Annotated in this window: 25 protein-coding genes and 2 pseudogenes; 20 read left to right on the plus strand and 7 right to left on the minus strand. The window is 72.0% G+C overall.

What is annotated here, in order from left to right; translation table 11 throughout:
• Positions 1–27 precede the first annotated feature (27 nt).
• From ACP4J3_RS35860 to ACP4J3_RS35885, 6 genes are all read left to right on the plus strand, one after another.
• Complete coding sequence (locus tag ACP4J3_RS35860; RefSeq protein ID WP_426540495.1) at positions 28–1,395, plus strand: cytochrome P450; 1,368 nt, start codon at positions 28–30, stop codon at positions 1,393–1,395.
• Entirely contained in the window at positions 1,392–3,047 is a 1,656-nt protein-coding gene (locus tag ACP4J3_RS35865; RefSeq protein ID WP_426540496.1) for a thiolase C-terminal domain-containing protein, read from the plus strand. Before ACP4J3_RS35860 ends, ACP4J3_RS35865 begins: the two co-directional genes overlap by 4 nt.
• A complete protein-coding gene (locus ACP4J3_RS35870) occupies positions 3,044–3,958 on the plus strand; it encodes an alpha/beta hydrolase (RefSeq protein WP_426540497.1) in 915 nt (304 codons plus the stop codon). The genes ACP4J3_RS35865 and ACP4J3_RS35870 overlap by 4 nt, the downstream gene beginning before the upstream one ends.
• Complete coding sequence (locus ACP4J3_RS35875; RefSeq protein ID WP_426540498.1) at positions 3,951–4,451, plus strand: DoxX family protein; 501 nt, start codon at positions 3,951–3,953, stop codon at positions 4,449–4,451. Before ACP4J3_RS35870 ends, ACP4J3_RS35875 begins: the two co-directional genes overlap by 8 nt.
• A complete protein-coding gene (locus ACP4J3_RS35880; protein ID WP_426540499.1) occupies positions 4,448–5,278 on the plus strand; it encodes an NAD(P)-dependent oxidoreductase in 831 nt (276 codons plus the stop codon). Before ACP4J3_RS35875 ends, ACP4J3_RS35880 begins: the two co-directional genes overlap by 4 nt.
• Before the next feature lie 86 nt (positions 5,279–5,364).
• Positions 5,365–5,964 carry a TetR/AcrR family transcriptional regulator gene (locus tag ACP4J3_RS35885; RefSeq protein ID WP_426540500.1) on the plus strand — a complete coding sequence of 200 codons (600 nt, stop codon included), beginning with the start codon at positions 5,365–5,367 and terminating at the stop codon, positions 5,962–5,964.
• On the opposite strand, the gene ACP4J3_RS35890 is transcribed toward ACP4J3_RS35885, so the two are convergent.
• From ACP4J3_RS35890 to ACP4J3_RS35900, 3 genes are read right to left on the minus strand one after another with little or no spacing between them, the layout of a single operon-like run.
• Positions 5,940–6,794, minus strand: a complete 855-nt coding sequence (locus tag ACP4J3_RS35890) for an NAD(P)-dependent oxidoreductase (protein ID WP_426540501.1) — start codon at positions 6,792–6,794, stop codon at positions 5,940–5,942. The genes ACP4J3_RS35885 and ACP4J3_RS35890 overlap by 25 nt on opposite strands.
• Entirely contained in the window at positions 6,791–7,168 is a 378-nt protein-coding gene (locus ACP4J3_RS35895) for a carboxymuconolactone decarboxylase family protein (protein WP_426540502.1), read from the minus strand. Before ACP4J3_RS35895 ends, ACP4J3_RS35890 begins: the two co-directional genes overlap by 4 nt.
• 19 nt (positions 7,169–7,187) lie before the next feature.
• The gene (locus ACP4J3_RS35900) at positions 7,188–7,670 is read right to left on the minus strand and encodes an aldehyde dehydrogenase family protein (protein WP_426540503.1); all 483 of its coding nucleotides are present in this window, start codon (positions 7,668–7,670) and stop codon (positions 7,188–7,190) included.
• A 217-nt stretch (positions 7,671–7,887) separates the two neighbouring features.
• Here ACP4J3_RS35900 and ACP4J3_RS35905 point away from each other — a divergent pair, with 217 nt between their 5' ends.
• The 5 genes and pseudogenes from ACP4J3_RS35905 (at position 7,888) to ACP4J3_RS35925 (ending at position 13,341) form a co-directional block, all read left to right on the plus strand.
• On the plus strand, positions 7,888–10,029 hold the full coding sequence (locus tag ACP4J3_RS35905) for an SRPBCC family protein (protein ID WP_426540504.1): 2,142 nt from the start codon (positions 7,888–7,890) through the stop codon (positions 10,027–10,029).
• Positions 10,030–10,063: 34 nt separating this feature from the next.
• Positions 10,064–10,393, plus strand: coding sequence for a hypothetical protein (locus ACP4J3_RS35910; protein WP_426540505.1), 330 nt, complete (start codon positions 10,064–10,066; stop codon positions 10,391–10,393).
• Entirely contained in the window at positions 10,393–11,655 is a 1,263-nt protein-coding gene (locus tag ACP4J3_RS35915) for an amidohydrolase family protein (protein WP_426540506.1), read from the plus strand. Before ACP4J3_RS35910 ends, ACP4J3_RS35915 begins: the two co-directional genes overlap by 1 nt.
• 98 nt (positions 11,656–11,753) lie before the next feature.
• Positions 11,754–12,554, plus strand: a pseudogene (locus ACP4J3_RS35920) (GMC family oxidoreductase); the annotation flags it as partial.
• Positions 12,555–12,603: 49 nt separating this feature from the next.
• On the plus strand, positions 12,604–13,341 hold the full coding sequence (locus tag ACP4J3_RS35925) for a GMC family oxidoreductase (protein ID WP_426540507.1): 738 nt from the start codon (positions 12,604–12,606) through the stop codon (positions 13,339–13,341).
• On the opposite strand, the gene ACP4J3_RS35930 is transcribed toward ACP4J3_RS35925, so the two are convergent.
• Genes ACP4J3_RS35930 through ACP4J3_RS35940 form a run of 3 tightly spaced genes read right to left on the minus strand, consistent with a single transcriptional unit; the run spans position 13,322 to position 15,799 of the window.
• Positions 13,322–14,056, minus strand: a complete 735-nt coding sequence (locus tag ACP4J3_RS35930) for an alpha/beta hydrolase fold domain-containing protein (RefSeq protein ID WP_426540508.1) — start codon at positions 14,054–14,056, stop codon at positions 13,322–13,324. The genes ACP4J3_RS35925 and ACP4J3_RS35930 overlap by 20 nt on opposite strands.
• Entirely contained in the window at positions 14,046–14,765 is a 720-nt protein-coding gene (locus ACP4J3_RS35935; RefSeq protein WP_426540509.1) for an enoyl-CoA hydratase/isomerase family protein, read from the minus strand. The genes ACP4J3_RS35930 and ACP4J3_RS35935 overlap by 11 nt, the downstream gene beginning before the upstream one ends.
• 47 nt (positions 14,766–14,812) lie before the next feature.
• On the minus strand, positions 14,813–15,799 hold the full coding sequence (locus tag ACP4J3_RS35940) for a 2Fe-2S iron-sulfur cluster-binding protein (protein ID WP_426540510.1): 987 nt from the start codon (positions 15,797–15,799) through the stop codon (positions 14,813–14,815).
• A gap of 65 nt (positions 15,800–15,864) precedes the next feature.
• Here ACP4J3_RS35940 and ACP4J3_RS35945 point away from each other — a divergent pair, with 65 nt between their 5' ends.
• Genes ACP4J3_RS35945 through ACP4J3_RS35975 form a run of 7 tightly spaced genes read left to right on the plus strand, consistent with a single transcriptional unit; the run spans position 15,865 to position 24,037 of the window.
• Positions 15,865–17,427 (plus strand): AMP-binding protein, encoded by a 1,563-nt coding sequence (locus tag ACP4J3_RS35945; RefSeq protein WP_426540511.1) that lies wholly within the window; start codon positions 15,865–15,867, stop codon positions 17,425–17,427.
• Positions 17,428–17,462: 35 nt separating this feature from the next.
• Positions 17,463–18,641 carry an amidohydrolase family protein gene (locus ACP4J3_RS35950; protein ID WP_426540512.1) on the plus strand — a complete coding sequence of 393 codons (1,179 nt, stop codon included), beginning with the start codon at positions 17,463–17,465 and terminating at the stop codon, positions 18,639–18,641.
• Positions 18,638–20,071, plus strand: a complete 1,434-nt coding sequence (locus ACP4J3_RS35955) for a FadD3 family acyl-CoA ligase (RefSeq protein WP_426540513.1) — start codon at positions 18,638–18,640, stop codon at positions 20,069–20,071. Before ACP4J3_RS35950 ends, ACP4J3_RS35955 begins: the two co-directional genes overlap by 4 nt.
• Positions 20,068–21,645 carry a methylmalonyl-CoA mutase family protein gene (locus ACP4J3_RS35960; RefSeq protein WP_426540514.1) on the plus strand — a complete coding sequence of 526 codons (1,578 nt, stop codon included), beginning with the start codon at positions 20,068–20,070 and terminating at the stop codon, positions 21,643–21,645. Before ACP4J3_RS35955 ends, ACP4J3_RS35960 begins: the two co-directional genes overlap by 4 nt.
• Complete coding sequence (locus ACP4J3_RS35965) at positions 21,645–22,046, plus strand: cobalamin B12-binding domain-containing protein (protein WP_426540515.1); 402 nt, start codon at positions 21,645–21,647, stop codon at positions 22,044–22,046. Before ACP4J3_RS35960 ends, ACP4J3_RS35965 begins: the two co-directional genes overlap by 1 nt.
• The gene (locus tag ACP4J3_RS35970; RefSeq protein ID WP_426540516.1) at positions 22,047–23,003 is read left to right on the plus strand and encodes a TIGR03564 family F420-dependent LLM class oxidoreductase; all 957 of its coding nucleotides are present in this window, start codon (positions 22,047–22,049) and stop codon (positions 23,001–23,003) included.
• Positions 23,000–24,037 carry a CaiB/BaiF CoA transferase family protein gene (locus ACP4J3_RS35975; RefSeq protein ID WP_426540517.1) on the plus strand — a complete coding sequence of 346 codons (1,038 nt, stop codon included), beginning with the start codon at positions 23,000–23,002 and terminating at the stop codon, positions 24,035–24,037. Before ACP4J3_RS35970 ends, ACP4J3_RS35975 begins: the two co-directional genes overlap by 4 nt.
• A gap of 6 nt (positions 24,038–24,043) precedes the next feature.
• On the opposite strand, the gene ACP4J3_RS35980 is transcribed toward ACP4J3_RS35975, so the two are convergent.
• Complete coding sequence (locus ACP4J3_RS35980; protein WP_426540518.1) at positions 24,044–24,148, minus strand: SDR family oxidoreductase; 105 nt, start codon at positions 24,146–24,148, stop codon at positions 24,044–24,046.
• A gap of 12 nt (positions 24,149–24,160) precedes the next feature.
• On the opposite strand from ACP4J3_RS35980, the gene ACP4J3_RS35985 reads away from it, so the two are divergent.
• Together ACP4J3_RS35985 and ACP4J3_RS35990 are read left to right on the plus strand one after the other, a co-directional pair.
• The gene (locus ACP4J3_RS35985; protein ID WP_426540519.1) at positions 24,161–24,502 is read left to right on the plus strand and encodes a hypothetical protein; all 342 of its coding nucleotides are present in this window, start codon (positions 24,161–24,163) and stop codon (positions 24,500–24,502) included.
• A 454-nt stretch (positions 24,503–24,956) separates the two neighbouring features.
• Positions 24,957–25,058, plus strand: a pseudogene (locus tag ACP4J3_RS35990) (acyl-CoA dehydrogenase family protein); the annotation flags it as partial.
• Between the last annotated feature and the right edge of the window lie 198 nt (positions 25,059–25,256).

The raw sequence follows: 25,256 nt of genomic DNA on the forward strand, positions 1-25,256 counted from the left end.
CGGCGGACCGAGAGGAAGCACACCCCCATGACCGCACCGGACACCACCGGCGACGAGGCCCGCAAGCAGCCCCGCGTGCACTTCGACCGGCACGCGCCCGAGTACCGCCACAGGTTCGAGGAGCAGACCCGCGAGTTCCACGAGGGCTGCCCGCTCGCCTGGTCCGACACCTACGGCGGCCACTGGGTGGCCGCCGGCAACCGCGAGTTGCTCGCCTTCGCCCGCGCCGGCCAGACACTGTCCAACGACCACGACGTGCACGGCGAGCGCCGCGGCTACCAGGGCATCAGCATCCCGGCACCGCACCGCGGCAGGGGCATCCGCGGCGGCTTCCTGGAGATGGACCCGCCCGAGCAGCGCGCCTACCGCAACGCTCTCAACCCCTACCTCTCCCCGGCGGCCGTCAAGCGGTGGATCCCGTTCATCGACGACGTGGCCCGCGCCTGCATCGACGAGAAGATCGAGACGGGCCGGATCGACTTCGTCGACGACCTCGCCAACATCGTCCCGGCCGTCTTCACCCTCGCCATGATGGGCATCCCGCTCAAGAAGTGGGAGCTGTACAACGAGCCCGCCCACGCCGGCGTGTACACCCCGCCCAACTCGCCGGAGATGGCCCGGGTTGTGGAAGCCCACATGGCGATGATCCGGGACATCGCGGCAACCCTTCGGCAAGTCCGCGCTCACCCGCGTCCCGGCCTGGCCGACGCCCTCGTCAGGATGGAGATCGACGGCAAGGCCCCTCCCGAGGAGGATCTGGTCGGCGCCCTCGCCCTGCTCATCGGCGGCGGCTTCGACACCACCACCGCGCTGACCGCGCACGCCCTGGAGTGGCTCTCCCAGCACCCCGACGAGCGGGCCCGGCTCAGCCGGGAGCGCGACACCCTGCTGGATTCGGCCACCGAGGAGTTCCTGCGCTACTTCACCCCGGCGCCCGGCGACGGCCGTACCGTCGCGGAGGACTGCGAGATCGCGGGCAAGGAGTTCAAGGAGGGCGACCGGTTGTGGCTGTCCTGGGCGATGGCCAACCGCGACCCGCAGGTCTTCCCCGACCCCGACCGCGTCGACCTCGCCCGCGGCGGCAACCGCCACACCGCCTTCGGCCTGGGCCTGCACCGCTGCATCGGCTCCAACGTCGCCCGTACCGTGTTCAAACGGATGCTGCTGCAAGTCCTCGACCGGATGCCGGACTTCGCGAGCGACCCCGAGGGCACGGTCCACTACGAGACCATCGGCGTCATCCAGGGCATGCGCCACCTGCCCGCCACCTTCACCCCCGGCCCCCGCCTCGGACCCGGACTGGCGGAAACGCTGGAGACCCTCCAGCGGGCCTGCGACGAGCAGGGGCTCGCCGAGCCGGTCACGGTACGCAAGGCGGAGGCGAAGATCCGTTGAGCGCACCCGAGGGTGCCGTCCGTCCACAGCCGCAGATCAGCCAGGAGACCGAGTTCTTCTGGACCTCCGGCAGGAACGGACGGCTCTGCTTCCTGGCGTGCACCGGCTGCCGGGTGCTGATCCACCCGCCGCAGCCGGTGTGCCGCCACTGCCGGGGGCATGACACCCACATCCGTGAGGTGTCCGGCCGGGCCACGCTCGTGGGCTTCACCGTCAACCACCGCTTTCCCTTCCCGGGCCTGCCCTCCCCGTTCGTCGTGGCCCAGGTCGCGATCGAGGAGGACCCCCGGGTCCGGCTGACCACCAACGTCGTCGACCGCGCACCCGAGGACCTGCGGCTCGGCATGCGCATGGAGGCGGTCTTCGAGCAGGCCGGCGAGGCCTGGCTGCCCTTGTTCCGGCCGTGCGACGAGCAGCCCCCGCCCGCACCCCTGCCCGAGGACCCCCCGGTCACCGAGCACCTGCGCGGGGCGCCGGCACGCAGCAAGTTCGAGGAGCACGCGGTCATCAGCGGCGCCGGTGCCTCCCGCGTCGGCCGCCGCCTCATGGTGCCGCCCCTCGAACTCACCGTCGAAGCCTGCGAGAAGGCCGTCGCCGACGCCGGACTCACCCTCGACGACATCGACGGCCTGTCCACCTACCCCGGCGGCGGCGCCTACGGCGGCTTCGCCGAGGGCGGGGTGACCGCCCTGGAGTCCGCACTCGGCATCCGCCCGGTGTGGCACAACGGGGCGGGGGAGACCTTCGGCCCGGGCGGTTCGGTGATCGCCGCGATGCTCGCGGTGGCGGGCGGCCTGGCCCGGCATGTGCTGTGCTTCCGTACGGTGTGGGAGGCGACGTACGCGGAACTCGTCCGGCAGGGCCGGATCCGCATGCCGCAACCCCCCGGCCCCGACGGGTGGTTCAAGCCGTTCGGAGCCGTCTCGCCCGCGATCATGCTCGCGATGAACGCCCAGCGGCACATGCACCGCTACGGCACCACCCGCGAGACCCTCGGCCGGATCGCCCTCAACCAGCGCGCGAACGCCGCCCGCCACCCGGACGCGATCTACCGCGACCCGCTCACCATGGACGACTACCTCTGCGCGCGCACCGTCACCACCCCCTTCGGGCTCTACGACTGCGACGTCCCCTGCGACGCGTCCACGGCCGTCGTCGTCTCCGCCGCCGAGACCGCGCCCGACCTTGCCAAACCGCCGGTCCGTATCGAGGCCGTCGGCACGCAGATCCTCGAACGCCCCGAGTGGGACCAGTCCACCCTCACCCACGAACCCCAGGTGCTCGGCCAGTCCGCCCACCTGTGGACCCGCACCGACCTGCGCCCCGCCGACGTGGACGTGGCGCTGCTGTACGACGGCTTCACCTTCAACTGCCTGTCCTGGATCGAGGCGCTCGGCTTCTGCGGCATCGGCGAGGCGCGGGACTTCCTGGACGGCGGCAAGAACATCGCCCGCGACGGGGTGCTGCCGCTGAACCCGCACGGAGGTCAGCTGTCCCACGGCCGGACCCACGGCATGGGCCTGCTCCACGAGGCGGTGCTCCAGCTGCGCGGCGAAGCCGCGGCCCGGCAGGTGGCGGGCGCGCGCACCGCGGTGGTCTCCAGCGGCGGGCTGACTCCCAGCGGCGTACTCCTGCTCAGGACGGACGGATGACCTCACTGGAACCCGAACTCACCACCGTGGTACGCCGACAGGTGGTCGGTGTACGCGGCGTCCCTGCCTCCGCCCTCGTCGCCGAGGCACCCCGCCCGCAGGCCGTGATCGTGGTCCTGCACGGCGGAGCCACCACCTCCGCCTACTTCGACCACCCCGGACACCCGAGGCTCTCCCTCCTGCGCACCGCCGCCGCGGCCGGTTTCACCGTCCTCGCCCTGGACCGCCCCGGCTATGGCAGCTCGGCCGGACACGAGGACCGGATGCGTACGCCCGAACAGCGCACCGACTTCGCGTACGAGGCGGTGGAAGCCCTGCTGGTGGGACGCGAGCGCGGCGTCGGTGTGTTCCTCTGGGCGCATTCGGCCGGCAGCGAACTCACCGTCCGCATGGCGAGCGACCCGCGCGGCGCTCAGCTGCTGGGAGTGGAGCTGGCCGGCATGGGCCTGGTGCACCACCCCCGGGCGGCGCGGGCGATGGAGGAGTGGCGGCGCGACCCGACCCGCACCCGGCCCAGCCTTCGTCACGCGCTGTGGGATCCACCGCAGGCCTATCCGCCGGACGTGCACGGCGGCCGTCGTATCGGCGCTACCTCGCCCGCCTACGAAGGGCACCGGGAGGGCTGGCAGGAGGAGTTCACCCGGCTGGCGGCACGCGTCCCGGTGCCGGTGCACCTCACGCTCGCCGAGTACGAACAGGTGTGGGCCAATGGGCCGGAGGCCCTGGCCGACCTCGCCTCGCTGTTCACCGGCTCGCCCCGCGTGGTGCTCCACGAGCAGGCGGGCGCGGGCCACAACACCAGCGTCGGCCGCACCGCCCTCGCCTACCACCTGCACGTCCTGGCCTTCGTGGAGGAGTGCGCGCTCGGTGTGCCGGCGCTGCCCACGGAACGGGGGAGGCGCGATGGGTGAGGCCTTCGACGCCGCCGCGCTCGTGATGCGGCTGGTGCTGGGCGCGGTCATGGTGGCGCACGGCTGGAACCACTGGCGCGGCGGAGGCGGCATCACCGGAACCGCCGGCTGGTTCGCCGGGCTCGGCCTGACCCGGCCGCGGCTGCAGGCCTGGCTGAGCGTGGTCACCGAGATCGGCGCGGGCGTCCTGCTCGTCCTCGGGCTGCTGACCCCGCTGGCCTGCGCGGCCGTGCTGTCGGTGATGCTGGTCGCCGGACTGCTCGCCCACCGCCCGCACGGCTTCTTCGTCTTCAAAGAGGGTTACGAGTACGTCCTCGTCCTGGGCGTGCTCGCCGTGGCGCTCGGCGCGTGGGGGCCGGGGGAGTACGCGGTGGACACGGCGGCCGGTATCGAGGTGACCGGGTGGGCGGGCGCCGGTGTCGCGCTCGGGGTGGGCGTGGTGGCGACCGCAGGGCTGCTCGCCGCGTTCTGGCGCCCTCGGCGGACGACGTGAGCAGGGCACCCGTACGCGTGGGCTTCATCGGGCTGGGCAGTCAGGGCGCGCCCATGGCCCGCCGGATCGTCGAGGCGGGACACGAGACGACCCTGTGGGCCCGCAGGCGCACCACACTCGCCCCGTTCGCGGACAGCGGCGCCAGGACGGCCGGCTCGCCCGCGGAACTGGCCACCGCCAGCGACCTGGTGTGCGTGTGCGTCGTCGACGACGCCGACGTCGAGCAGGTGGTCACCGGCCCGGACGGTGTTCTCGCTGGGCTGCGCCGGGGCGGGGTGATCGCCGTCCACTCCACCGTCCACCCCGACACCTGCCGTCGCCTGGAGGCGCTGGCCCGCACATCGGGTGTCTCCGTCCTGGACGCACCGGTCAGCGGCGGCGGCCGGGCCGCCGAACAGGGCACCCTGGTCGTCATGACGGGCGGCGACCCCCAGGTCTTCGCCTACTGCCGCCCGGTGTTCGACACCTACGGCGACCCCGTCGTCCATCTCGGTCCGACCGGCTCCGGGCAGATCGCCAAGATTCTCAACAACCTGCTGTTCACCGCCCACTTGGGGCTCGCCGCCGACGCGCTCGGGCTGGGTGCCACCCTCGGTCTGGACGGCACCGCCCTGGGCCGGGTGCTGCCGCGCGGCAGCGCGGCCAGCTTCGCGCTGGACCGGGTCACCGACGCGGGCGGCAGCCTGGACCGCATCGCCGCTCACGCGGGCGGACTGCTCGCCAAGGACGTCCGCCTGTTCGGTGAGATCGCGGACAGGGCGGGTGTACGCGACGCGGCGGCACTTCGGGACGCCGCCCTGGCCGCCCTTGCCGCGATGGGACGCTGAGAGGGATCCGGTACGCCCTCTCGACCTGCGCCGACTGGCGTGCGTACGGTGTGCGGGCACCTCTCCAACGGCGGAAGGGGCAGGGCGTGGTGTCGGGGCAGCGTGAGCAGATCCTGGAGGCGGCACTGGAGGTCCTGGCCGCCCGCGGATTCAAGGGCACCTCGATCGACGCGGTGGCCGAACGGGCCGGCCTCACCCGGCAGGGCGTCCTGCACTACTTCCCCAGCAAGAAGCGGCTGCTGCTGGAGATACTCAACTTCCGTGAGCAGCTCCACCGCGAGCATCTGGCCGATCGTCGGGTCGGTGAGGACTGGGCCGGTGACTTCGCCGAGGCCGTCGCATTCGAGCAGGACCACCCCTCACTCGCCGCCGTGCACAGCGTGGTGCTGGCCGAGGCAGTCACCGGGCAGGAACCCGCGGCCGGATACGTCCGGGAGCGGTGCTGCTCCCTGCAGGACCACCTGACCGCGAGCTTGGTCGAGCGATACGGGCAGCGACTGCCCAGCGGGCTGAGCGCGCCGACCGCTGCCGCGGCCGTCCTGGCATTGGTCGAGGGCGTCCACCAATTGTGGCTGGTGGACCCGGAGGCGCACCGCTATCCGCAGATTGTGCGGGAGACGATGTCCGTCCTGCTCGGCGCCGAGACCGCCACCACCGAGAGTCAATCCCCCGCGACGAAGGGATAGATGCGGGTGAAGTCGGCCCCGGGTTCCTCGGCGCTGAACGCCTCCCACACCGAGCCCGTCACGCCCGCGACCGCCGCCGGACCGCCCAGCCGCTCCACTTCGCCCAGAAAGAGCCGCACGTCCTTGGCCATCAGCGTGTTGCTGAACCCGGAGGCATAGCGACCCGTCAGCACCTCCTCCGGGAACTTGTCGGCGGTGGCCCCGCTGCGCCCGCTGGAGACGTTGAGCACCTCCAACATCACGCCAGGGTCCAGCCCGGCGGCCCGTCCGAAGGCGACGGCCTCGCTGGTGGCCGCCAGCGCGGTCGCCGACAGGAAGTTGTTGGCCAGCTTCAGCGCCTGCGCCTGCCCGGGGCGGTCGCCGACTCTGCGCCGGCGGTCGCTGAGCCCGGCCAGCACCGGCTCCACATGGGCGCAGTCCTCGTCCGACCCGGCGTACATGACCATCAGGGTGCGCTTCTGGGCGCCGGTCACCCCGCCCGACACGGGCGCGTCCACATACCCCGGGCCGATCGCGGACAGCGCGCGTGCGGCCGTGACGCCCACCGTGGAGGTGTCCACGACGTGGGTGACCCACCGGTCCCGGGCACTGGTGAGGTCACGCACGACCTCCTGGCATACGGCGCCGTCGGGCAGGCTCAGCACCACTGTGCCGGCGGCCCGCGCCACCTCCGCCGGGTTCGGCGCCCATCGGGCGCCCAGCGGTGTGCGCGCGGGGCCGGCGGCGTCGTACGCCACCACCTCGAACCCGGCGCGCACCAGGTTCGAGGCCAGTGCGCCGCCCATGTTGCCCAGCCCCACGAACCCGACCACCCCCGGCCGCGCGCTCACACCGCCTCCCGGGCGCCGCGGACCTCGCGGATGACGGAGCGGGCCGAGTTCCCGGCCGGAGCGCCGCAGTAGGCGGTGATCTGGAACAGCAGCTCGTCGACCTCGGAGTCGGTCACCCCGGCGCGCGGCGCGGCTCCCAGATGGAGACGGAACTCGTCCATCCGTCCGAGCGCCGCGGTCATGGCCAGCACCAGCAGGCTGCGGTCGCGGTTGCTCAGCGGGCCGCCGCGCGCCCACACGCCCCACGCCACCGACATCAGGTAGTCCTGGTACTCGGCCGGTACGGGGTCTCCCGGCGGCAGTCGCGTGCCGTCGTCGCCGAGGACCTCCGCGCGCGCCGCTGCCGCGGCCAGCCGCCACTCGCCGTCGTACATCCGCTTTCTCCTCCCAGCCTCAGCGCAGGGCCGCGCTGACGGTCTTGAGCTGCGCGTACTCGTGCAGGGCCGCCAGGCACTTCTCCCGCCCGTGGCCGCTGCGCCTGTAGCCGCCGAACGGCGTCTCGATCGTGAGCGGCCCGCCGTTCACGCCCACCTGCCCCGCCTCGATCGCCTCGGCCAGCCGCAGTCCCCGCGCCAGGTCGCCGCTCCACACGACGGCCACCAGCCCGCAAGGGGAGTCGTTGGCGAGCGTGAGTGCCTCGGCCTCGCCGCGGAAGGGCAGGGTCACCACGACGGCGTTGCCCCTCGCGAGCGCGGGGCCGAGCGCCCGGCAGGCCTGGTTGAGCGGGAGATTCCACGGGGTGATCACGCCGACGACGCCGTAGGGCTCGTAGCGGGTGTAGGTGTGCACCCCCGCGCGGAAGTACGCAGCCGACATGTCGACTTCGGGCCGCAGTTGGGCCGGTACCTTCCCCGTGCGCGCCCGCTCCAGGCTCATCAGGGTGTCCGCGTCCGCCGTGATCTCGTCGCCGGCCGCGCGGGTGGCCGGGTCGAGCGTCTGCAGCCAGGTCCCGCTCTGCGGGGGGCTCGGAGCGGCCGCCGATCCAGTCGCTGTGACGTGCCGTCAAAGGCGTCCTCCACTGGTGAGAGTAAGGATAACAGTATACGAGAATGAGGTTTCCATGACTGGCTCTGCAAGAGAGGTGGGGATTCCCGTGGATCTGGGTTTCGTCGGCGCCGGACGGATGGGCCGTCCCATGGTGGAGCGGCTCGTCCAGGCCGGACATCGGGTACGCGGGTACGTCCGTGATGCCGGGGCGGCGCGGGCGCTCACGCGTGCGGGCGCCGAGCCCGTGACCGCGCTCGCGGACGCCGCCCGCTGCGCGGAAGCCGTCCTGCTCTGCCTCTACAGCGACGCGCAGGTCCGCGAGGTCTGCCTGGACGGCTCACTGCTCGACGCGCTCCCCGCGGATGCCGTGCTCGTCATGCACACCACCGGCAGCCCGCGCACGGCCCGGGCGCCGGCCGGGCGGGGCGCGGCCGTGGTGGACGCGCCGGTCAGCGGCGGCCCGCACGACATCGCGGCCGGTCGGCTCACCGTCCTCGCCGGCGGCGGGCCGGACGCCGTGGGGCAGGTACGGCCCGCGCTCCAGGCCTACGCCGATCCCCTGCTGCACGTCGGTCCGCTGGGCGCCGGCCAGCTGGTCAAACTGCTCAACAACCTGCTGTTCGCGGGCCAGATCGGGCTGCTCGCGGACGCTGTGTGCCTCGGGCGGCAGCTGGGGGTCGCGGAAGAGGTGCTGCTCGCCGCGCTGCCGCATGTCAGTGCCGCGAGCCGGGCGGCGACCGGGGCGAAGGCCAGGGGCTCGGTGGCGGCGTTCGCGGCAAGTGCGGGTCCCTTCCTGCGCAAAGACCTGGCGGTCGCCGCCGAGGCGGCTGCTGAGCGGCGAAGCCGCCGGGTGAGGCAGGGGTCGGAAGATGTTCGACAGCTTTGGAAACGTGATTCTCCAAAATCGAGAACCATGCTGTTATCGTGGCCGTGTCAACCTGACCGGAGGTTCCGACCCATGGCGCACTTTCCCAAGCCCTCCGAGGGCAGTTGGACCGAGCACTTCAAGATCGACACGGCGCCCGTGTCCTACGCGGACTCGATCTCACCGGAGTTCTACGAGAAGGAACGGGACGCCGTCTTCCGCCGGACCTGGCTGAACGTAGGGCGGGTCGAGCAACTGCCCCGCAAGGGCCGTTACTTCACCAAGGAGCTGGACGCCGCCCGCGCCTCCGTGGTCGTGGTCCGCGGCATGGACGGCGAGGTGCGCGCCTTCCACAACGTGTGCCGGCACCGCGGCAACAAGCTCGTGTGGGACGACTACCCCCGCGAGGAGACCAAGGGCACCTGCCGCGCCTTCACCTGCAAGTACCACGCCTGGCGCTACGACCTGGCGGGCAAGCTCACCTTCGTCCAGCAGGAGTCGGAGTTCTTCGACATCGACAAGTCGAAGTACGGCCTGCTGCAGGTGCAGACCGAGGTGTGGGAGGGGTTCATCTTCGTCAACCTCGACCCGGACAACACCACGCCGCTCAAGGACTACCTCGGCAAGTTCGCGCAGGGCATCGACGGCTACCCGTTCCACAAGCTGACCCAGGTGCACAAGTACCGCGCCGAGATCGGCAGCAACTGGAAACTGTTCATCGACGCGTTCGCCGAGTTCTACCACGCGCCGATCCTGCACAGCGGCCAGTACGAGGCCGGCGAGGCCGCCAAGATCAAGAAGTATGGCTACGAGGCGCTGGCCTACGACATCGACGGCCCGCACAGCATGGTCTCCTCCTGGGGCGGCATCGCACCCCCCAAGGAGAAAGCCATGGTCAAGCCCATCGAACGGGCCCTGCGCAGCGGCCTGTTCGGCCCCTGGGACGCCCCGGACATCGGCCTGACCGCCGAGGAGCTCCCGCCTGCCATCAACCCGATCCGCAGCAAGGTCTGGGGCATGGATTCGTTCGTGTTCTTCCCCAACTTCATGCTGCTGATCTGGCGGCCCAACTGGGTGCTGACCTACCACTACTGGCCGACCTCGTACCACACCCACATCTTCGAGGGCACGGCCTACTTCGTCCCGCCGAAGAACGCCTTCCAGCGTCTGCAACAGGAGCTGGCGGTGGTGTCGTTCAAGGAGTACGGCCTGCAGGACGGCAACACCCTGGAGGCCACGCAGACCATGCTCGAATCGCGCACGCTGGACACGTTTCCGCTGTGCGACCAGGAGGTCCTGCTGCGCCATCTGCACAGCACTGCGCAGAACTACGTGCGCGACTACGAGCAGCGGCAGTCCACGGCGCCGGCCACCGCATCCTGAGACGTTCCGCGAACAGACACGGAGAGAAGCAGTCATGGCCAACGTCTTTCCCCCCGAGTTCGCCGCGCTCGAACCGTTCGCGGACTGGGCCGTGCACGGCGAGCGCGCCCGTTACGCCAAGCGCGTCAACAGCACCATGGAGGAGCTGCAGGCCTTCTACGACACGGCGTTCCCCCTGCTGGAGAAGGGCACCGCCTACCTGGAGAACGTCAGCCTCGACGGCATCAGCGACGAGGACAAGCACCTGCTGTGGGCGTTCTGCGCCCTGGTGACCGTCGCCTTCCCGGTGGAGGCCTGGGGCCAGCCGCGCGTCCCGGACAGCGGGCCCGCCGGCATCGACGCCGTCGTCGAACCCGCCGTGTGATGGCCGCACCGCAGAAGACCCCGCAGTCGCCGGTGCTGCTGCGGGCTGCGCGCCTGCTGGACGTCGACAAGGGCGAGATCGTCGAGCCGGGCCAGGTGCTGGTGGTGGGCGAGCGCATCGCCGAGATCCAGCCGGCCCGGCTGCCCGAGGGCACGGTCGTACGCGACCTCGGGGACGTCACGCTGCTGCCGGGCCTGATGGACATGGAGGTCAACCTCTTCCTCGGCGGCCCCGACCACGCGAGCCCGCTCATCCCGGTCCAGGAGGACCCGGCCCTGCGGACGCTGCGCGCGGCCGCCAACGCCCGCCGCACCCTGAGGCGCGGTTACACCACCGTGCGCAACCTCGGCCTGTTCGTGCAGACCGGCGGCGTGCTCCTGGACGTCGCGCTGAAGAAGGCGATCGACCTGGGCTGGGTCGAGGGGCCGCGCGTGGTGCCCGCCGGGCACGCGATCGCCCCGACCGGCGGGCACCTCGACCCCACCATGTTCCAGGGTTTCGCCCCCGGTGTGCTGCCCCTCACCGTGGAGGAGGGCATCGCCAACGGGGTGGCGGAGGTGCGCAAGGCGGTCCGCCACCAGATCAAGTACGGGGCGCGGGTCATCAAGGTGTGCGCCTCCAACGGGGTCATGTCGCACACCGGCCCAGCGGGCGCACAGCAGTACTCCGACGAGGAGCTGCGCGCCATCGTCGACGAGGCGCACCGCGCCGGGCGCAAGGTCGCCGCGCACTGCATGGGCGACTCGGCGATCCGGGCCACCGTGGAGGCTGGCATCGACTGCATCGAGCACGGGTTCCTGGCGACCGACGCGACGTACGACCTGATGGTGGAGCGCGGCACCTTCCTGGTGGCCACCACGTCCCTCACCGAGACCATGAACACCCGGCACGCGGACCCGGAACTCCAGGCCAAGGCCGCCGAGGTCTTTCCACGCGCCCGCGAGTCCACGGCCCGCGCAATCCGGCGCGGGGTGAAGGTGGCCGTCGGCACCGACGCCCCCGCCATCCCGCACGGCAAGGGCGTCCTCGAACTCCTCGCCCTGGCCGACCGGGGCATGCGGCCCGTCGACGTCCTGCGCGCCGCGACCACTGTCGCCGCCGAGCTGATCGACGCCGACGACCGGGGCAGGCTCGCCCCCGGACTGCTCGCCGATGTCATCGCCGTACCCGGCGACCCGCTCACCGACCTCTCCGTCGCCGGGCGGGTGTGCTTCGTGATGAAGGGCGGCCAGGTGTACCGCGACGACACGCCGGGCTCCTGACCGCCGTTCCGGACCGACCACCCGGCCGGCGCCGCGCGGGCATCGAGGAGGGGCCGCGCGGCGCCGGCGCGGCCCTGTCACCCACAAGGAGGGCCGTGGTGTACGACTACGTCATCGCGGGTGCCGGTTCGGCGGGCTGTGTCCTGGCCGAACGGCTCTCGCAGGAACCCGGGGTGCGCGTCCTGCTCGTCGAGGCGGGCGGCGCGGACCGGCATCCGTATCCGCGGATCCCGAAGGGCGTCGGCAAGCTCTTCGGCGACCCCGGGTTCTCCTGGCACCCCCGCCCGCTCCGCGAGGGCGGACGCCCTGAGGTCTGGGTGCGCGGCAAGGTGTTCGGCGGATCCAGCTCGGTCAACGGGATGGTCTACAACCGGGGCGGTCGCGCCGACTGGGACGACCTGGAACGGCTCGGCAACCCCGGCTGGGGGTGGGACGCCGTCCTGCCCGCCTTCCGCGCCATCGAGGACAACGCCCTCGGCCCCTCACCCACCCGCGGCACCGGTGGCCCGTTGCACGTCTCCACGGTCCGCGACCCGGACCCGCTGTGCGACGAACTCATCGCGACGGGGCAGGCGTTCGGGCTGCGTGCCGTGCCGGACGTCAACGAGGAGGACGGCGAGCGGATCGGCCACGCCATGGCCACCATCAAGGCCGGACAGCGGGTGAGCGCCGCCCGGGCGTTCCTGCGGCCCGCCCGCTCCCGACCCAACCTGACCATCGCGCGGCACACGACCGTCATACGGGTGCTGTTCGACGGGGACAAGGCCGTCGGGGTCCGGGTGCGCCGCGCCGGCGGGCAGGAGGAGGACATCCGTGCCCGGCGCGAGCTGATCCTGAGCCTGGCCACGCCAAGACTGCTCCAGATGTCCGGTCTCGGCCCTGCGGAGGTGCTGCGCGCCGCGGGCGTCGACGTACGCCTGGACCGCCCCGCGATCGGGAGCCGGTTGCGTGAGCACCGGTGCCTGGCGCTGCGGTTCCGCCTGCGCCCCGCTCGGCGCCAACCGGCAGCTGGCCACTCCGGCCGCCCGGGCCCGCACCGGGGCGGCCTATCTGCTCACCCGCAAGGGGCCACTGGCCCGCCCCGCCTACGACGTGATGGCCTTCCTGAAGTCCCGCCCGGAGGCCGACAAGCCGGACACCGAAGTGCTGCTGGCCCCCTGGTCGCTCGCTGCCCTGGTACCCGGCAAACCCGCGGGTGTGGAGCGGGAACCCGGCGTCTCGGCGTGTGCCATGGTGCTCAGGCCCACCTCCGAGGGATCGCCGGCCATCACGTCGGCCGACCCCGACGCCGGGCTGGACATCGACCCCGGCTACTTCACCTCCGCGTACGACCGGCAGGTCACCGCGGACCTGTTCAGGCGGCTGCGGGACTTCTTCGCCACCGACCCGATCGCCTCCCGCATCCGGCGCGAGACGTTTCCCGGGCCGGGCGTGCGGTCCGACACGGAGGAGGAGATCGTCCGCTCAGCGCTCGACGGGGGCTACTGCGGCTTCCACGCCATCGGCACCTGCGCGATGGGCCCCGGCCAGGACGACGTGACGGACGCGCGGCTGCGGGTGCGCGGCGTGGACAACCTGCGGGTGGTCGACGCGTCCGTCCTGCCGCTGATGGTGTCCGGGAACCTCAACGGGCCGGTGATGGCGATGGCGTGGCGGGCATCGGAGTTCATCCGCGACGGGGCGTGAGAAGGCCGTCCGGACACGCGGCCCGCAGGAACTCCGCGGTCGCCCCCAGTTGCCGCAGCCCCTGCGCCGCGGAGTCCTCGTAGATCCGCATGTCGACCCCGATGCCGGAATGTGCCGCTCGCGTCGCGAAGGACAAGGTGTCGTCGAGCAGCACCTCCGTGCCGGCCGCGTGCAGCTGGAGCGGCGGCAGGCCGTGCAGGTTGCCGTGGAGAGGGCTGAGCAGGGGATGGTCGCGCGGTGCTGTCCCCGCGTACGCGGCCGCGCGCACCGGCAGCGCCTCGGCGTCCACGGTACGGTCCGCGGCCGCGTTGAGCAGCAGACTGGGCGAGTCCAGCGTGAAGTCGAGCACCGGTGAGGAGAGCACTGCGCAGGTCGGCAGCGTCGCGCCCGCGTCGCGCAGCCGCAGCAGCAGGCCCGCGGCGAGGGCCCCGCCGAGCCGCTTGCCCGCCACGGCCGCCGGACCATCCGCGTGGCAGTGCTCCCAGGCGGCGTGCACGTCCTCGAGGGCGTGGGGGAAGCGGGGCCGGTAGCGGGCGCAGACGACCGCGCAGCCGGTGAGGCGGGCCAGTTCACGCGCGGTCGGCAGGGCGTCCTGCGGAGTGCCCGCGAGCCGCGGATCACCGTGCAGGTACAGCACCGTCTGTGCCACCGCCCCGCCCTCCGGGCGGACCTCCGGGCCGAACGGCCCCTCTTCGAGGCGTACGTCACTTGCCACGGGACATCACCTTCTCCGCCGCTTCCCAGTGCTCCTCGGACACCCACAGCCGGGCGAAGGCTGCCGCTGCCTCGCGCGGCGGTCGGGTCCGGGTGGTGAGGTTCTTGATCTCGCGCCCCTGTGCAGTGGCCAGAGCGCGGGCCACTTCCCGCCAGGCGCCGGCGAAGCCGGCGCGGGGCAGGACCAGGTCCACCAGCCCCAGCCGTTCGGACTCGGCCGCGTCGAGCACCCGCCCGGTGCCCGCCAGCAGCAGGGCCCGCCCGGGCCCCACCAGCCGGGCCAGCCGCTCGGCGCCGCCCCAGGCCGGCACGATGGCCAGCTTGGTCTGGTTGAAGCCGATCCGGATGTCCTCGGCGGCGATGCGAATGTCGGCCGCGACGGCCACCTCCGCGCCGCCGCCCAGCGCGTGCCCGCCCAGCGCGGCCACCACCGGGCCGGGGAAGGCGGCGATACGGTCGCACAGCGCCCGCATCCGCAGCGCCATGCCGGCCGCCTCGTCCTCGGTGCGCAGCCGCGCCAGCTCCTTGAGGTCGCCGCCGGAGACGAACGCCTTCTCACCCGCTCCGGTCACCGCCAGCGCCGTGGCGCCCTCGGCCACGTCCAGGGCCTTCTCCAGCTCGCCCATGGTGGCCAGGTCGATGGCGTTGCGGGCGTGTGGGCGGTCGATGGTGACGACGGCCAGGCCGTCCTGAAGCTCCAGCTCAACCATGCGCGGCCTTCCGGTCGTCGGGGCGGATACCGATGCTGCTGTGGAGATCAGTCCTCGTACACCACGGTCACGTCGGGGGTCGTGGGCTCGGCCTGGCAGGTGAGCACATAGCCGTCGGCCATCTCGTCCGGTTCCAGGGCGTTGTTCACCCGCATCTTCGCCTCGCCGTCCGTCAGCCGGGCCATACAGGTGGCGCAGTCCCCGGACTCGCAGGAGAACGGCGGCGTGAACCCGGCCCGGCGGGCGCTCTGCAACAGAGTCTCGCCCGGTCGCTGCGGCACGGTACGGCGCTGTCCGCGCAGGTCGACGGTGATGGTGCCGGTGACGGGTCCGGCCGTGGGTGCCTCCTCGGCCGGTGCCGGCGTGAACCGCTCGATGAGGATCCGCTCCCGGGCCACTGAGTGCGCGGTCAGTGTGTCCTCCACCAGCGCCATGAACCGCTCCGGCCCGCAGACGTAGTAGTCCGCCTCTGCGTCGACGAGGGCCCGTATCTCATCCGCGGTGACCAGTCCGTCCCGGTCGTCGAGGTGCGAGCGCACGTCGAACCGGGCCGGATGGCGGGCGGCGAGCGTGTCCAGTGCCTCGCGGAAGATGGCCGAGCCTGCGTCCCGATGTGCCGTCAGCAGCCGGACAGGGCGCGTGGTCGTCGCCAGTGCGCTCTTGACCAGCGAGAACACCGGCGTGATCCCGCTCCCGCCGGCGTACGCGACCAGCGGCCGCCCGCCCGCGTCCTCGCGCAGGCAGAACGACCCGGTGGGCCGGGTGGCCTCAAGGGTGTCACCGGGCCTGAGCCGCTCGTGCATCCAGCCGGAGACCAGCCCGCCCGGCACCCGCTTCACCGTCACACAGACCTCTCCGTCGGTGTCGGGTGAGGACGACATCGAGTAACTCCGCAGCGTGTCACACGCCTTGAAGGTCAGGAACTGCCCGGCCCGGTAGGGGAACCGCGCGTCGAGGGCGAAGGTGCGCGTGTCCGGCGTCTCGTCGACGATCCGGGTGATCCGCACCGGGTGGAAGCCGTGGTCCCGTGGCATGTGTGGAACTTACCTTCTCGCTATGGGAGAGTGCAATTCTCCAAGCAGAGGGAGGAGCCTCCGAAATGTTGACGATTCCCCCTGGAGCCCTGCGGTCCATCCCGCTCGAAGTGGCGGCGCGTTACGAGGCCGAGGGCTTCTGGACGCGCGAGACCCTCGGCGAGATGCTGACGAACGGGCTGGCCAAGGCGAAAGGCGTGGAGTTCCGTGTGCACTCCGAGGTGCGGCCCTGGTCGGGGACCTTCGCCGACGTGGAGCGGGTGGCGCGGCGGCTGGCCGCCGGTCTGCGGGCGCGCGGTGTCGGACCCGGCGACGCGGTGGTGATGCAGCTGCCCAACTGGATGGAGGCGGCGGCCGTGTTCTGGGCCTCGGCCCTCCTCGGCGCGGTCGTCGTGCCGGTCGTCCACTTCTACGGGCCGAAGGAGGTCCGCTACATCGTCGAGGCCACCCGCCCGAAGGCCTTCTTCGCCGCCGACCGCTTCGGGCGGCTGGAGTACCGGCCGGAGCTGTGCACGGAGGTCCCGGTCGTCGGCGTCGTGGGCCGGGACTTCGACGCGCTGCTCGCCGACGAGCCGATGGCCGGCGTCCTGCCCGTGGACCCGGGTGCCCCCGCCCTGATCGCCTTCACCTCCGGCACCACCAGCGACCCCAAGGGCGTCGTCCACAGTCACCGCACCCTCGGCTACGAGACCCGCCAGCTGGCGGCGAGCTATCCGCCGGACCGGGGGCGGCAGTTCACCGTCGCGCCGGTCGGCCACTTCATCGGCATGATCAACGCGTTCCTCATACCGGTCCTCGACGGCTCTCCGGTCAACCTCGGCGACACCTGGAATCCGGCCCAGGCGCTCGCGCTCATGCGGGCCGAAGGCCTGACGGTCGGCGGCGGGGCGACGTACTACATGACGAGCCTGCTCGACCACCCCGACTGCACACCCGAGCACATCGCGCACCTGAAGTACGCCGGACTCGGCGGCGCCACCGTGGCCTCCGCCGTGACGACCCGCCTGGAGTCGCTCGGCATCACCGTCTTCCGCGCCTACGGCTCCACCGAACACCCGTCGGTGACCTGCACCCCGTACGACGGCCCGGCCGCGAAGCGCCTGCACACCGACGGACTCCCGCTCCCCGGCGTCGAGGTGAGACTCGCCGACGACGGCGAGATCCTCACCCGTGGCCCCGACCTGTGCCTCGGCTACACCGCCCCCGCGCTGACCGCCGCGGCCTTCGACGCCGACGGCTGGTACCGCACCGGCGACATCGGCACGCGCGATACCGAAGGGTGGTTGTCCGTCACCGACCGCAAGGCCGACGTCATCATCCGCGGCGGGGAGAACATCAGCGCCCTGGAGGTCGAGGAGGTCCTGCTGGGCCTGGACGGCGTGGCGGAGGCGGCCGTGGTCGCCGTGCCCGATCCGCGGCTCGGCGAGCGCGCCGCGGCCGTCCTGCGCATGCTGCCGGGCTGGTCGGTGCCGAGCCTGGCCGAGGTGCGCCTGCACTTCGACCGGTCCGGGCTGGCCCGCCAGAAGTGGCCCGAGGAGGTGCACAAGGTGGACGACTTCCCACGCACCCCGAGCGGCAAGGTCAAGAAGTTCCTGCTCCGCAGGAACATTGCCACTTCCCGTAAGTGAGAATACGATTCTCGCGACTGGTGAAGGAGGATCTCATGCCCTCTCGCGCACTCGCGTATCCGCTCTTCGACGCGGACAACCACCTCTACGAGACCCAGGAGGCGCTCACCAAGTACCTCCCGAAGGAGTACGACGGGGCGATCGAGTACGTGAACGTCCGCGGCCGCACCAAGATCGCGATTCGCGGGCAGATCAGCGAGTACATCCCGAACCCCACCTTCGAGGTGGTCGCCCGCCCGGGCGCGATGGAGGAGTACTTCCGGGTCGGCAACCCCACCGGCAAGACCCGCCGGGAGATCTTCGGCGAACCCATGCGCTCTGTCCCGGCCTTCCGCGAGCCGGGCCCGCGCCTGGAGTTGATGGACGAGCTGGGCATCCAGCGCAGCCTGATGTTCCCGACCCTCGCGAGTCTCATCGAGGAGCGGATGAAGGACGACCCGGAGCTGATCCACGTAGTCATTCACTCCCTCAACCAGTGGCTGCACGAGACCTGGGGCTTCACCTACAAGGACCGCATCTTCACCGTGCCCGTCATCACCCTCCCGATCGTGGAGAAGGCGATCGAGGAGCTGAACTGGGTGGTGGAGCGCGGCGCCCGCGCCATCCTGGTCCGCCCGGCGCCGGTGCCCGGATTCGGCGGCACCCGGTCCTTCGCGCTGCCGGAGTTCGACCCGTTCTGGAAGCGGGTCGTCGAGACCGGCGTCCTGGTCGCCTTCCACTCCTCCGACAGCGGCTACTCCAACTACGCCAACGACTGGGAGGGCGCCCGGCGCGAGTTCCTGCCGTTCAAGCCCAACGCCTTCCGGCAGGTCAACGAGTGGCGGCCGATCGAGGACGCGGTGTCCTCACTGATCTGCCACGGCGCGCTGTCCCGCTTCCCCGAGCTGAAGGTCGCGGTGATCGAGAACGGCGCCTCCTGGGTGGAGCCGCTGCTCAGCCGGCTCGCCGACGTGCACAAGAAGATGCCGCACGAGTTCCAGGAGGACCCGGTGGAGGTCTTCAAGCGGAACGTGCACATCAGCCCGTTCTGGGAGGAGGACATGGCCGAGCTCGGCAGCCTCATCGGCATCGAACGCGTCCTGTTCGGCTCCGACTACCCCCACCCGGAGGGCCTGGCCGACCCGGTCAGCTACGTCGACCTGCTGGTGAAGCTGAGCGAGGCGGACAAGGCCAAGGTCATGGGCGGAAACCTCGCCCGGTTGATCGACGCATGACCCCGGCCCGGACCATCCCCGAGCTGGTGCTGAGCGCGGCCGACCGGTTCGGGGACGCCGAGGCCGTGGTCGACGGCGAGCTGCGCCTGACCTTCACCGACCTCGCGGACCAAGTCCGGTGCACCGCCGGGGCGTTCGCCTCGGCGGGCGTCGGGCCGGGCGACCGGGTGGCGATCTGGGCGCCCAACTCGGCCGAGTGGATCGTCGCCGCGTTCGGCCTCCTCATGGCCGGCGGGGTGCTGGTGCCGGTGAACACCCGCTTCCTCGACGAGGAGGCCCACGACATCGTCGTACGCAGCGGCGCCAAGGCGCTGTGCGTCCAGAGCGGCTTCCTGGACCGGGAGTTCACGGGCCCGCCCGGCGTGCCGGTCATCGACCTGAAGACGTCCGGCTTCCTCGCCTCCGGCGATCCGCTGGAGCGCAAGGTGGACGAGGACGACCTGGCCGACATCGTCTTCACGTCCGGTACGACCGGCCGCCCCAAGGGCGTGATGACCACCCACGGCCAGACTCTGCGCCTGTACGCCGAGTGGTGCGACCTGGCTCAACTCCGCCAAGGCGACCGGTACTTGATCGTCAACCCGTTCTTCCACATCTTCGGCTACAAAGCGGGCATCGTCGCGTCGATGATCCGGGGCGCGACCGTCCTCCCGGTCGCCGTGTTCGACGTGGACCACGTGCTGGGCCTGGTGGAGAAGGAACGGGTGACCGTCCTGCCGGGCCCGCCGACGCTCTACCACTCCCTGCTGGAGGCGGCCGGCGGCCGTGACCTCTCCTCGCTGCGGGTCGCGGTGACCGGCGCCGCCGACATCCCGGTCGAGCTGGTCCGCCGCATCACGACCGAGCTGCCGTTCCGTCACCTCATGACCGGCTACGGCCTCACCGAGGCCGGCACCGTCACCGCGTCCCGCCCCGGCGACCCCCACGAGGCCGTCGCCACGACCGTCGGCCGACCCTGCAAAGGATTCGAGGTGCGCATCGCGGACGACAGGGAAGTGCTCGTGCGTGGCTACTCCGTCATGCGCGGCTACCTCGACGACCCCGAGGCCACCGCCGAGACCGTCGACGCCGACGGCTGGCTCCACACCGGCGACCTGGGAGAGCTGGACGCCGAGGGCCGGCTGAGGATCGTCGGCCGCAAGAAGGACATGTTCATCGTCGGCGGCTTCAACGCCTACCCGGCCGAGATCGAGGGCTTCCTGCTGAAGCACCCGGCCGTCGCCCAGGCCGCCGTCATCGGCGTGCCGGACGAGCGGATGGGCCAGGTCGGCAAGGCGTTCGTCGTCCCGCGCGCCGAGGTCACCGAGGCGGAACTCATCGCCTGGGCGAAGGAGCGGATGGCCGGTTTCAAGGTGCCCCGCCACGTGGAGTTCCGTACCGAGCTGCCGTTGAACGCCACCGGAAAGGTGATGAAGGACCAGCTGTCATGACCGACGACCCTCGTACCGCCTCCGGCATCCCGCTCAAGCCGGTCTACGGCCCCGCCGACCGCCCCATTGAGCCGCCCGACCCCGGCACGTTCCCCTTCACACGGGGCAACTACCCCACCGGCTACCGGGGCCGCACCTGGACCTTGCGCCAGTACTCCGGCTTCGGCACGCCCGAGGAGTCCAACCGCCGCTACCGCTACCTCCTCGACCAGGGCGGCACGGGCCTGTCGGTGGCGCTCGACCTGCCCACCCAGTGCGGCTACGACTCCGACGACCCGGAGTACACCGACGAGGTCGGCCGGGTCGGGGTCGCGCTGGACACCCTCGCCGACGCCGAGATCCTCTTCGACACCATCCCGCTGGACCGGATCAGCACCAGCTTCACCATCAACGGCACGGCCGCGATCCTGCTCGCCTTCTACGTCGCCGCAGCCGAGAAGCGCGGTATCCCCCGGGCGAAGCTCACCGGCACCATCCAGAACGACATCCTCAAGGAGTACGCCTCGCGCGGCACCTGGATCTGGCCTCCGGAACCCTCGCTCAGGCTCATCGCGGACACGATCGAGTTCTGTGCTGCCGAGGTACCCCGATTCAACGCGATCTCCGTCGCGGGTGCGCACTTCCGTGACGCGGGCGCCAACGCCGTCCAGGAGATGGCGTTCACGCTCGCCGACGGCGTCACATACTGCGAGACGGTCCTGGAGCGTGGCCGTATGACCATCGACCAGTTCGCCCCGCAGATCTCCTTCTTCTTCTACACACACGGCGATTTCTTCGAGGAGATCGCCAAGTACCGGGCGGGCCGCAGGCGTTGGGCGACGATCGTGCGGGAGCGGTTCGGTGCGAGGACCGGGAAGGCCTGCATGTTCCGCTTCGGCGTCGTGGCCGGCGGGGCCTCGCTGTACGCTCCGCAGGCCCGCAACAACACCGTGCGCGTCGCCTACGAGGCGCTCGCCTCCGTCCTCGGCGGCGTGCAGTCGATGTTCACGGCTGCCTGGGACGAGCCGTTCGCCCTGCCCAGCGAGGAGTCCACGACACTCGCCCTGCGCACCCAGCAGATCCTCGCGTACGAGACGGGCGTGGCCAAGGTCGCCGACCCGCTGGGCGGGTCGTACTTCGTGGAGGCACTCACCGACGCGACCGAGGAACGGATCGTCGAGATCATGGCCGATCTTGAGGCTCACGGCGGCATGGTCCGATGCATCGAGGACGGCTATCTGCAAGGGCTCATCGCCGACGAGGCCTGGCGTCTGCACCAGGAGACCGCCTCCGGCGAGCGGCCGGTCGTCGGCGTCAACCGGTTCACGGTGGACGAGCCGCCGCCCGACCTCGCCACCTATGAACTCGACGCCGAGGGCCGCGAACGCCAGCTCAAGCGGCTCGCGAGGGTGAAGTCCGAGCGCAGCGCCGCCGAGGTGCGTGCCCGCCTGGACGACCTGCGCCGTGCCGCCGAAGGAGACACCAACCTGATGGACCCGCTCGTCGCCTGCGCGGGCGCGTACTGCACCGTCGGCGAGATGGCCGACGCCCTGCGCGCGGTGTGGGGCGAGTTCCGGCAGCCGGTGGTGTTCTGATGGCCACACCTGTGCGCGTTCTCGTCGCCAAGCCCGGGCTCGACGGCCACGACCGCGGTGCGAAACTGGTCGCCCGAGGGCTGCGGGACGCCGGGTTCGAGGTGGTGTTCACCGGCATCCGGCACCGCGTGGACGACATCGCCGCCACCGCCGTGCAGGAGGACGTCGCCGTGGTCGGCCTGTCCATCCTCTCCGGTGCCCACCTCGCCCTCACCCGTCGCACGGTCGAGGCGCTGCGCGCCGCCGGCGGCGACGACATCCCCGTCGTGGTCGGCGGCACCATCCCGGCCGGGGACGTGACGCGGCTGCGGGAGGCCGGGGCCGCCGCCGTGTATCCGACGGGCACCCCGCTCGACGCGATCGTCGCGGACATCCGCGCCCTGACAGCTCGGGAGAACTGAATGCGAGTCGGAGTGATGAGCGGCCCCGAGCGGGGCGACGCGGCGCACAAGGCGGCGCGCATGGCCGACGACGCCCGCTGGGCCGAGGAGGCCGGGTTCGACACGGTGTGGGTGCCGCAGGTACCGACCGACTTCGACGCCCTGACCGCCGTCTCCCTCATGGGGCAGGCCACCTCGCGCATCGAGCTGGGCACCGCGGTCGTCCCGGTGCACGCCCAGCACCCCGTGGCCCTCGCCCGCCAGGCGATGTCGGCCCACGCGGCGGCCGCAGGACGGCTCGCGCTCGGCGTCGGCGCTTCCCACCACTGGATCGTCCGCGACATGCTCGGCATCCCGTACGAGAAGCCCGCCGCGTACACCCGCGCGTACCTGGAGGTGCTGGGCGCGGCGCTGGCCGGGGCGAGTTCGGTGGACGTCGAGAACGACATCTTCCGCGTCCACAATCCGCTGACCCTCGCCCCGGTCGCTCCGCTGTCGGTGCTGCTGGCCGCGCTGGGCCCGGTGATGCTGCGCATCGCGGGCGAGTACACCGACGGCACGGTGCTGTGGATGGCCGACGAGCGGGCGGTCGCCGAACACGTGGCCCCGACGATCACCAAGGCGGCCGAGGCGGCAGGACGCCCCGCCCCACGCATCGTGGCGGGCATCCCCGTCTGCCTGTGCGCACCGCACGAGGTGGACTCGGCCCGCGAGCGGGCCAACCGGATCCTCGGGGAGGCGGAGATCTCACCCAACTACCAGCGCCTGCTGGAGTACGGAGAGGCCCGCGACGTCGGCGACCTGTGCGCGGCCGGCGACGAGGCGGCCATCAGGGCCCGCCTCCGGCGGTTCGCGGACGCGGGGGTGACGGATCTGTCGATGCGGTTGCTGCCCCTCGGGAACGGACGGGACGAACTGGTCGCTTCGAAACTGCGCACCCGCGACGCGGTGGCCGCGATAGCGGCGGACCTCCAGTGAACGGCCCGCTGGCCGGCCTGCGCGTCCTGGAGGTCGGCCACATCCTCGCCGGCCCGTACGCCACCATGCTGCTGGCCGACCTCGGCGCTCAGGTCACCAAGGTGGAGCCACCCGGCGGCGACCTCTCCCGCCAGGTCTCCGCCACCTACTTCGCCAGCCTCAACCGGGGCAAGCGCTCGGTCCGTCTGGACCTGGCCACCGCGGCCGGACAGGACCGCCTGCACGAGCTGGTGCGCGATGCCGACGCCCTGCTGGTCAACCTCAAACCGTCGGCCATCGAGCGTTTCGGCCTGACCCACGAGGCGCTCAAGCCGTTCAACGAGCGCCTGGTCTGCGTCGCCCTGACCGGCTGGGGCATGGACGCGGGCGACGCAGCCGCCTTCGACTACGTCGTCCAGGCCGCCACCGGCATCGCGGCCCTGACGGGCGACCCGGACGGCCCGCCCCTGTTGCCGGGGTACTCCTCGGCCGACAACTCGGCCGGGCTGGCCGCCGCCCTCGGTCTGCTGGCCCAGGTCCATTCGGGTCGCGGCGGCCAGATCGAGGTCTCGCTGCGCGACGTGATGCTCTCCCAGCTCAACTACCACGCCGCCGCCTGGCTCAACGACGGCAAGGCCCCGCGCCGCCTCGGCGGCGCCCACGCCTACTACGTTCCCGCCCAGCTCTTCCCCACCGCCGAGGGCCACCTGGCGCTGTTCATCACCCACGACGGCTTCTGGCGCTCCTTCGCCGCCGAGGCCGGTATCGAGGGCTACGCGACCATGGCCGAGCGCGCGGCCCGTCGCGACGAGGTGATCGCGACGGTGACGGCGGCCCTCGCGGCCGACACCGCGACCGGCTGGGAGGCCCGCCTGCGTCCACGGCGGGTACCGGCTGCGGCCGTCCGCACCCTCCCCGACGCGCTCGCCGAGGCGCCGGATGCGGTGGTCGAGGCGGGCGGGCACCGCCTGGTCGGCAGCCCGTTCCGGATCGCCGGACACGAGCCGTGGTACGGCCCGCCGCCACGCCTGGGAGAACACGGCGGCATGGCATAGGAGCTGCTACGGCATGCCGCCGTCCACCCGCAGCGCCGCCCCGCTGGTGTACGAGGGGGCGTCCGACAGCAGATACAGGGCGGCGCCCACCACCTCGTCCGGCTCGCCCACGCGTTGCAGAGCATGCGGACGCACCCCCTCGGCACGGTCACCGCGTTCAGCCCCGCCTTGGCGGCCCTGTACGGCACGATCGCCGGACGCGGCCGGATCGAGCCGGTGGAGCCTACGTTGACGATCACGCCGCCGCCGGCCTCGGCCCTTCTCCGTGACCTTGGCCAGATCGTCGTAGACAGGGGACATGCCCGCGTTGTTGACCAGCGGGTCGAGCCTGCCGAACCGCTCGTGGACCGCGTCGCGCTCACCGCAGCGCAGGCGTCGTACGTCCTGCTGGCCACGACGACATCGGCGCCGCAGCGTGCCGCCGCGAACGCCATGGCCCGCCCCAGCCCCGGCTGCCGCCGGTGACGAGGACCACCCGGCCGGAGAGGTCGAACAGCGCGTTTGCGTACCCCATCCCCATCCCTACTGATGCGCTGTAGCCCGTTCACTGGCGCACGTCGCCGTGAGACCAGCATTATCAACGGGAGTGGGGGCGGACGCCGTGCAGGGGCTGAAGGGCAAGGTCGTCCTGGTGGCGGACCCGGACGTGCCCGTGCACAAGGGCGCCTCCATGATCCTCATCCGGCCCGGACCCCCGGCATGGAGATGGTGCGCGGCACGGGCCTGGCCGGCGAACCGCTCGGCCAGGGCGCCCACGCCTACCTGCGGTTCACCGACTGCGTCCCCGCCGAGAACCTGCTCGGTGAGCCCGGCTCCGGCTTCCGCATCGCGCAGGCCCGGTTCGGCGGCGGCCGGCTGCACCACGCCATGCGCTCGGTCGGCCAGTGCTGGCGCGCCCTGGAGATGATGACCGAGCCGGATCGCCTCCCGCCGTACCCGTGGCGGCCCACTCGCCGACCAGCAGTCCGTACGGCACCAACTCGCGGACACCTGGATCCAGATCGGGCAGTTCCGCCTCCAGGTCCTGCACGCCTTCTGGCAGGTCGACCGGGCCGACCGCACCGGCGACCCCGCTGACGCCCGCCGCGCCCGCCTCCACGTCTCGGGCGTGAAGGTCACCACCCGCATGGGGCAGTCCGGCCCCACACTCGGCGTCGCCGACGGTCCCACCGAGGCTGGCTGTGGGCCAAGGCGCGCCAGGAGACGGACCGTGCCTGAG

Origin of the sequence: Streptomyces sp. UG1 (assembly GCF_049974585.1) — a bacterium.
GTDB lineage: Bacteria > Actinomycetota > Actinomycetes > Streptomycetales > Streptomycetaceae > Streptomyces.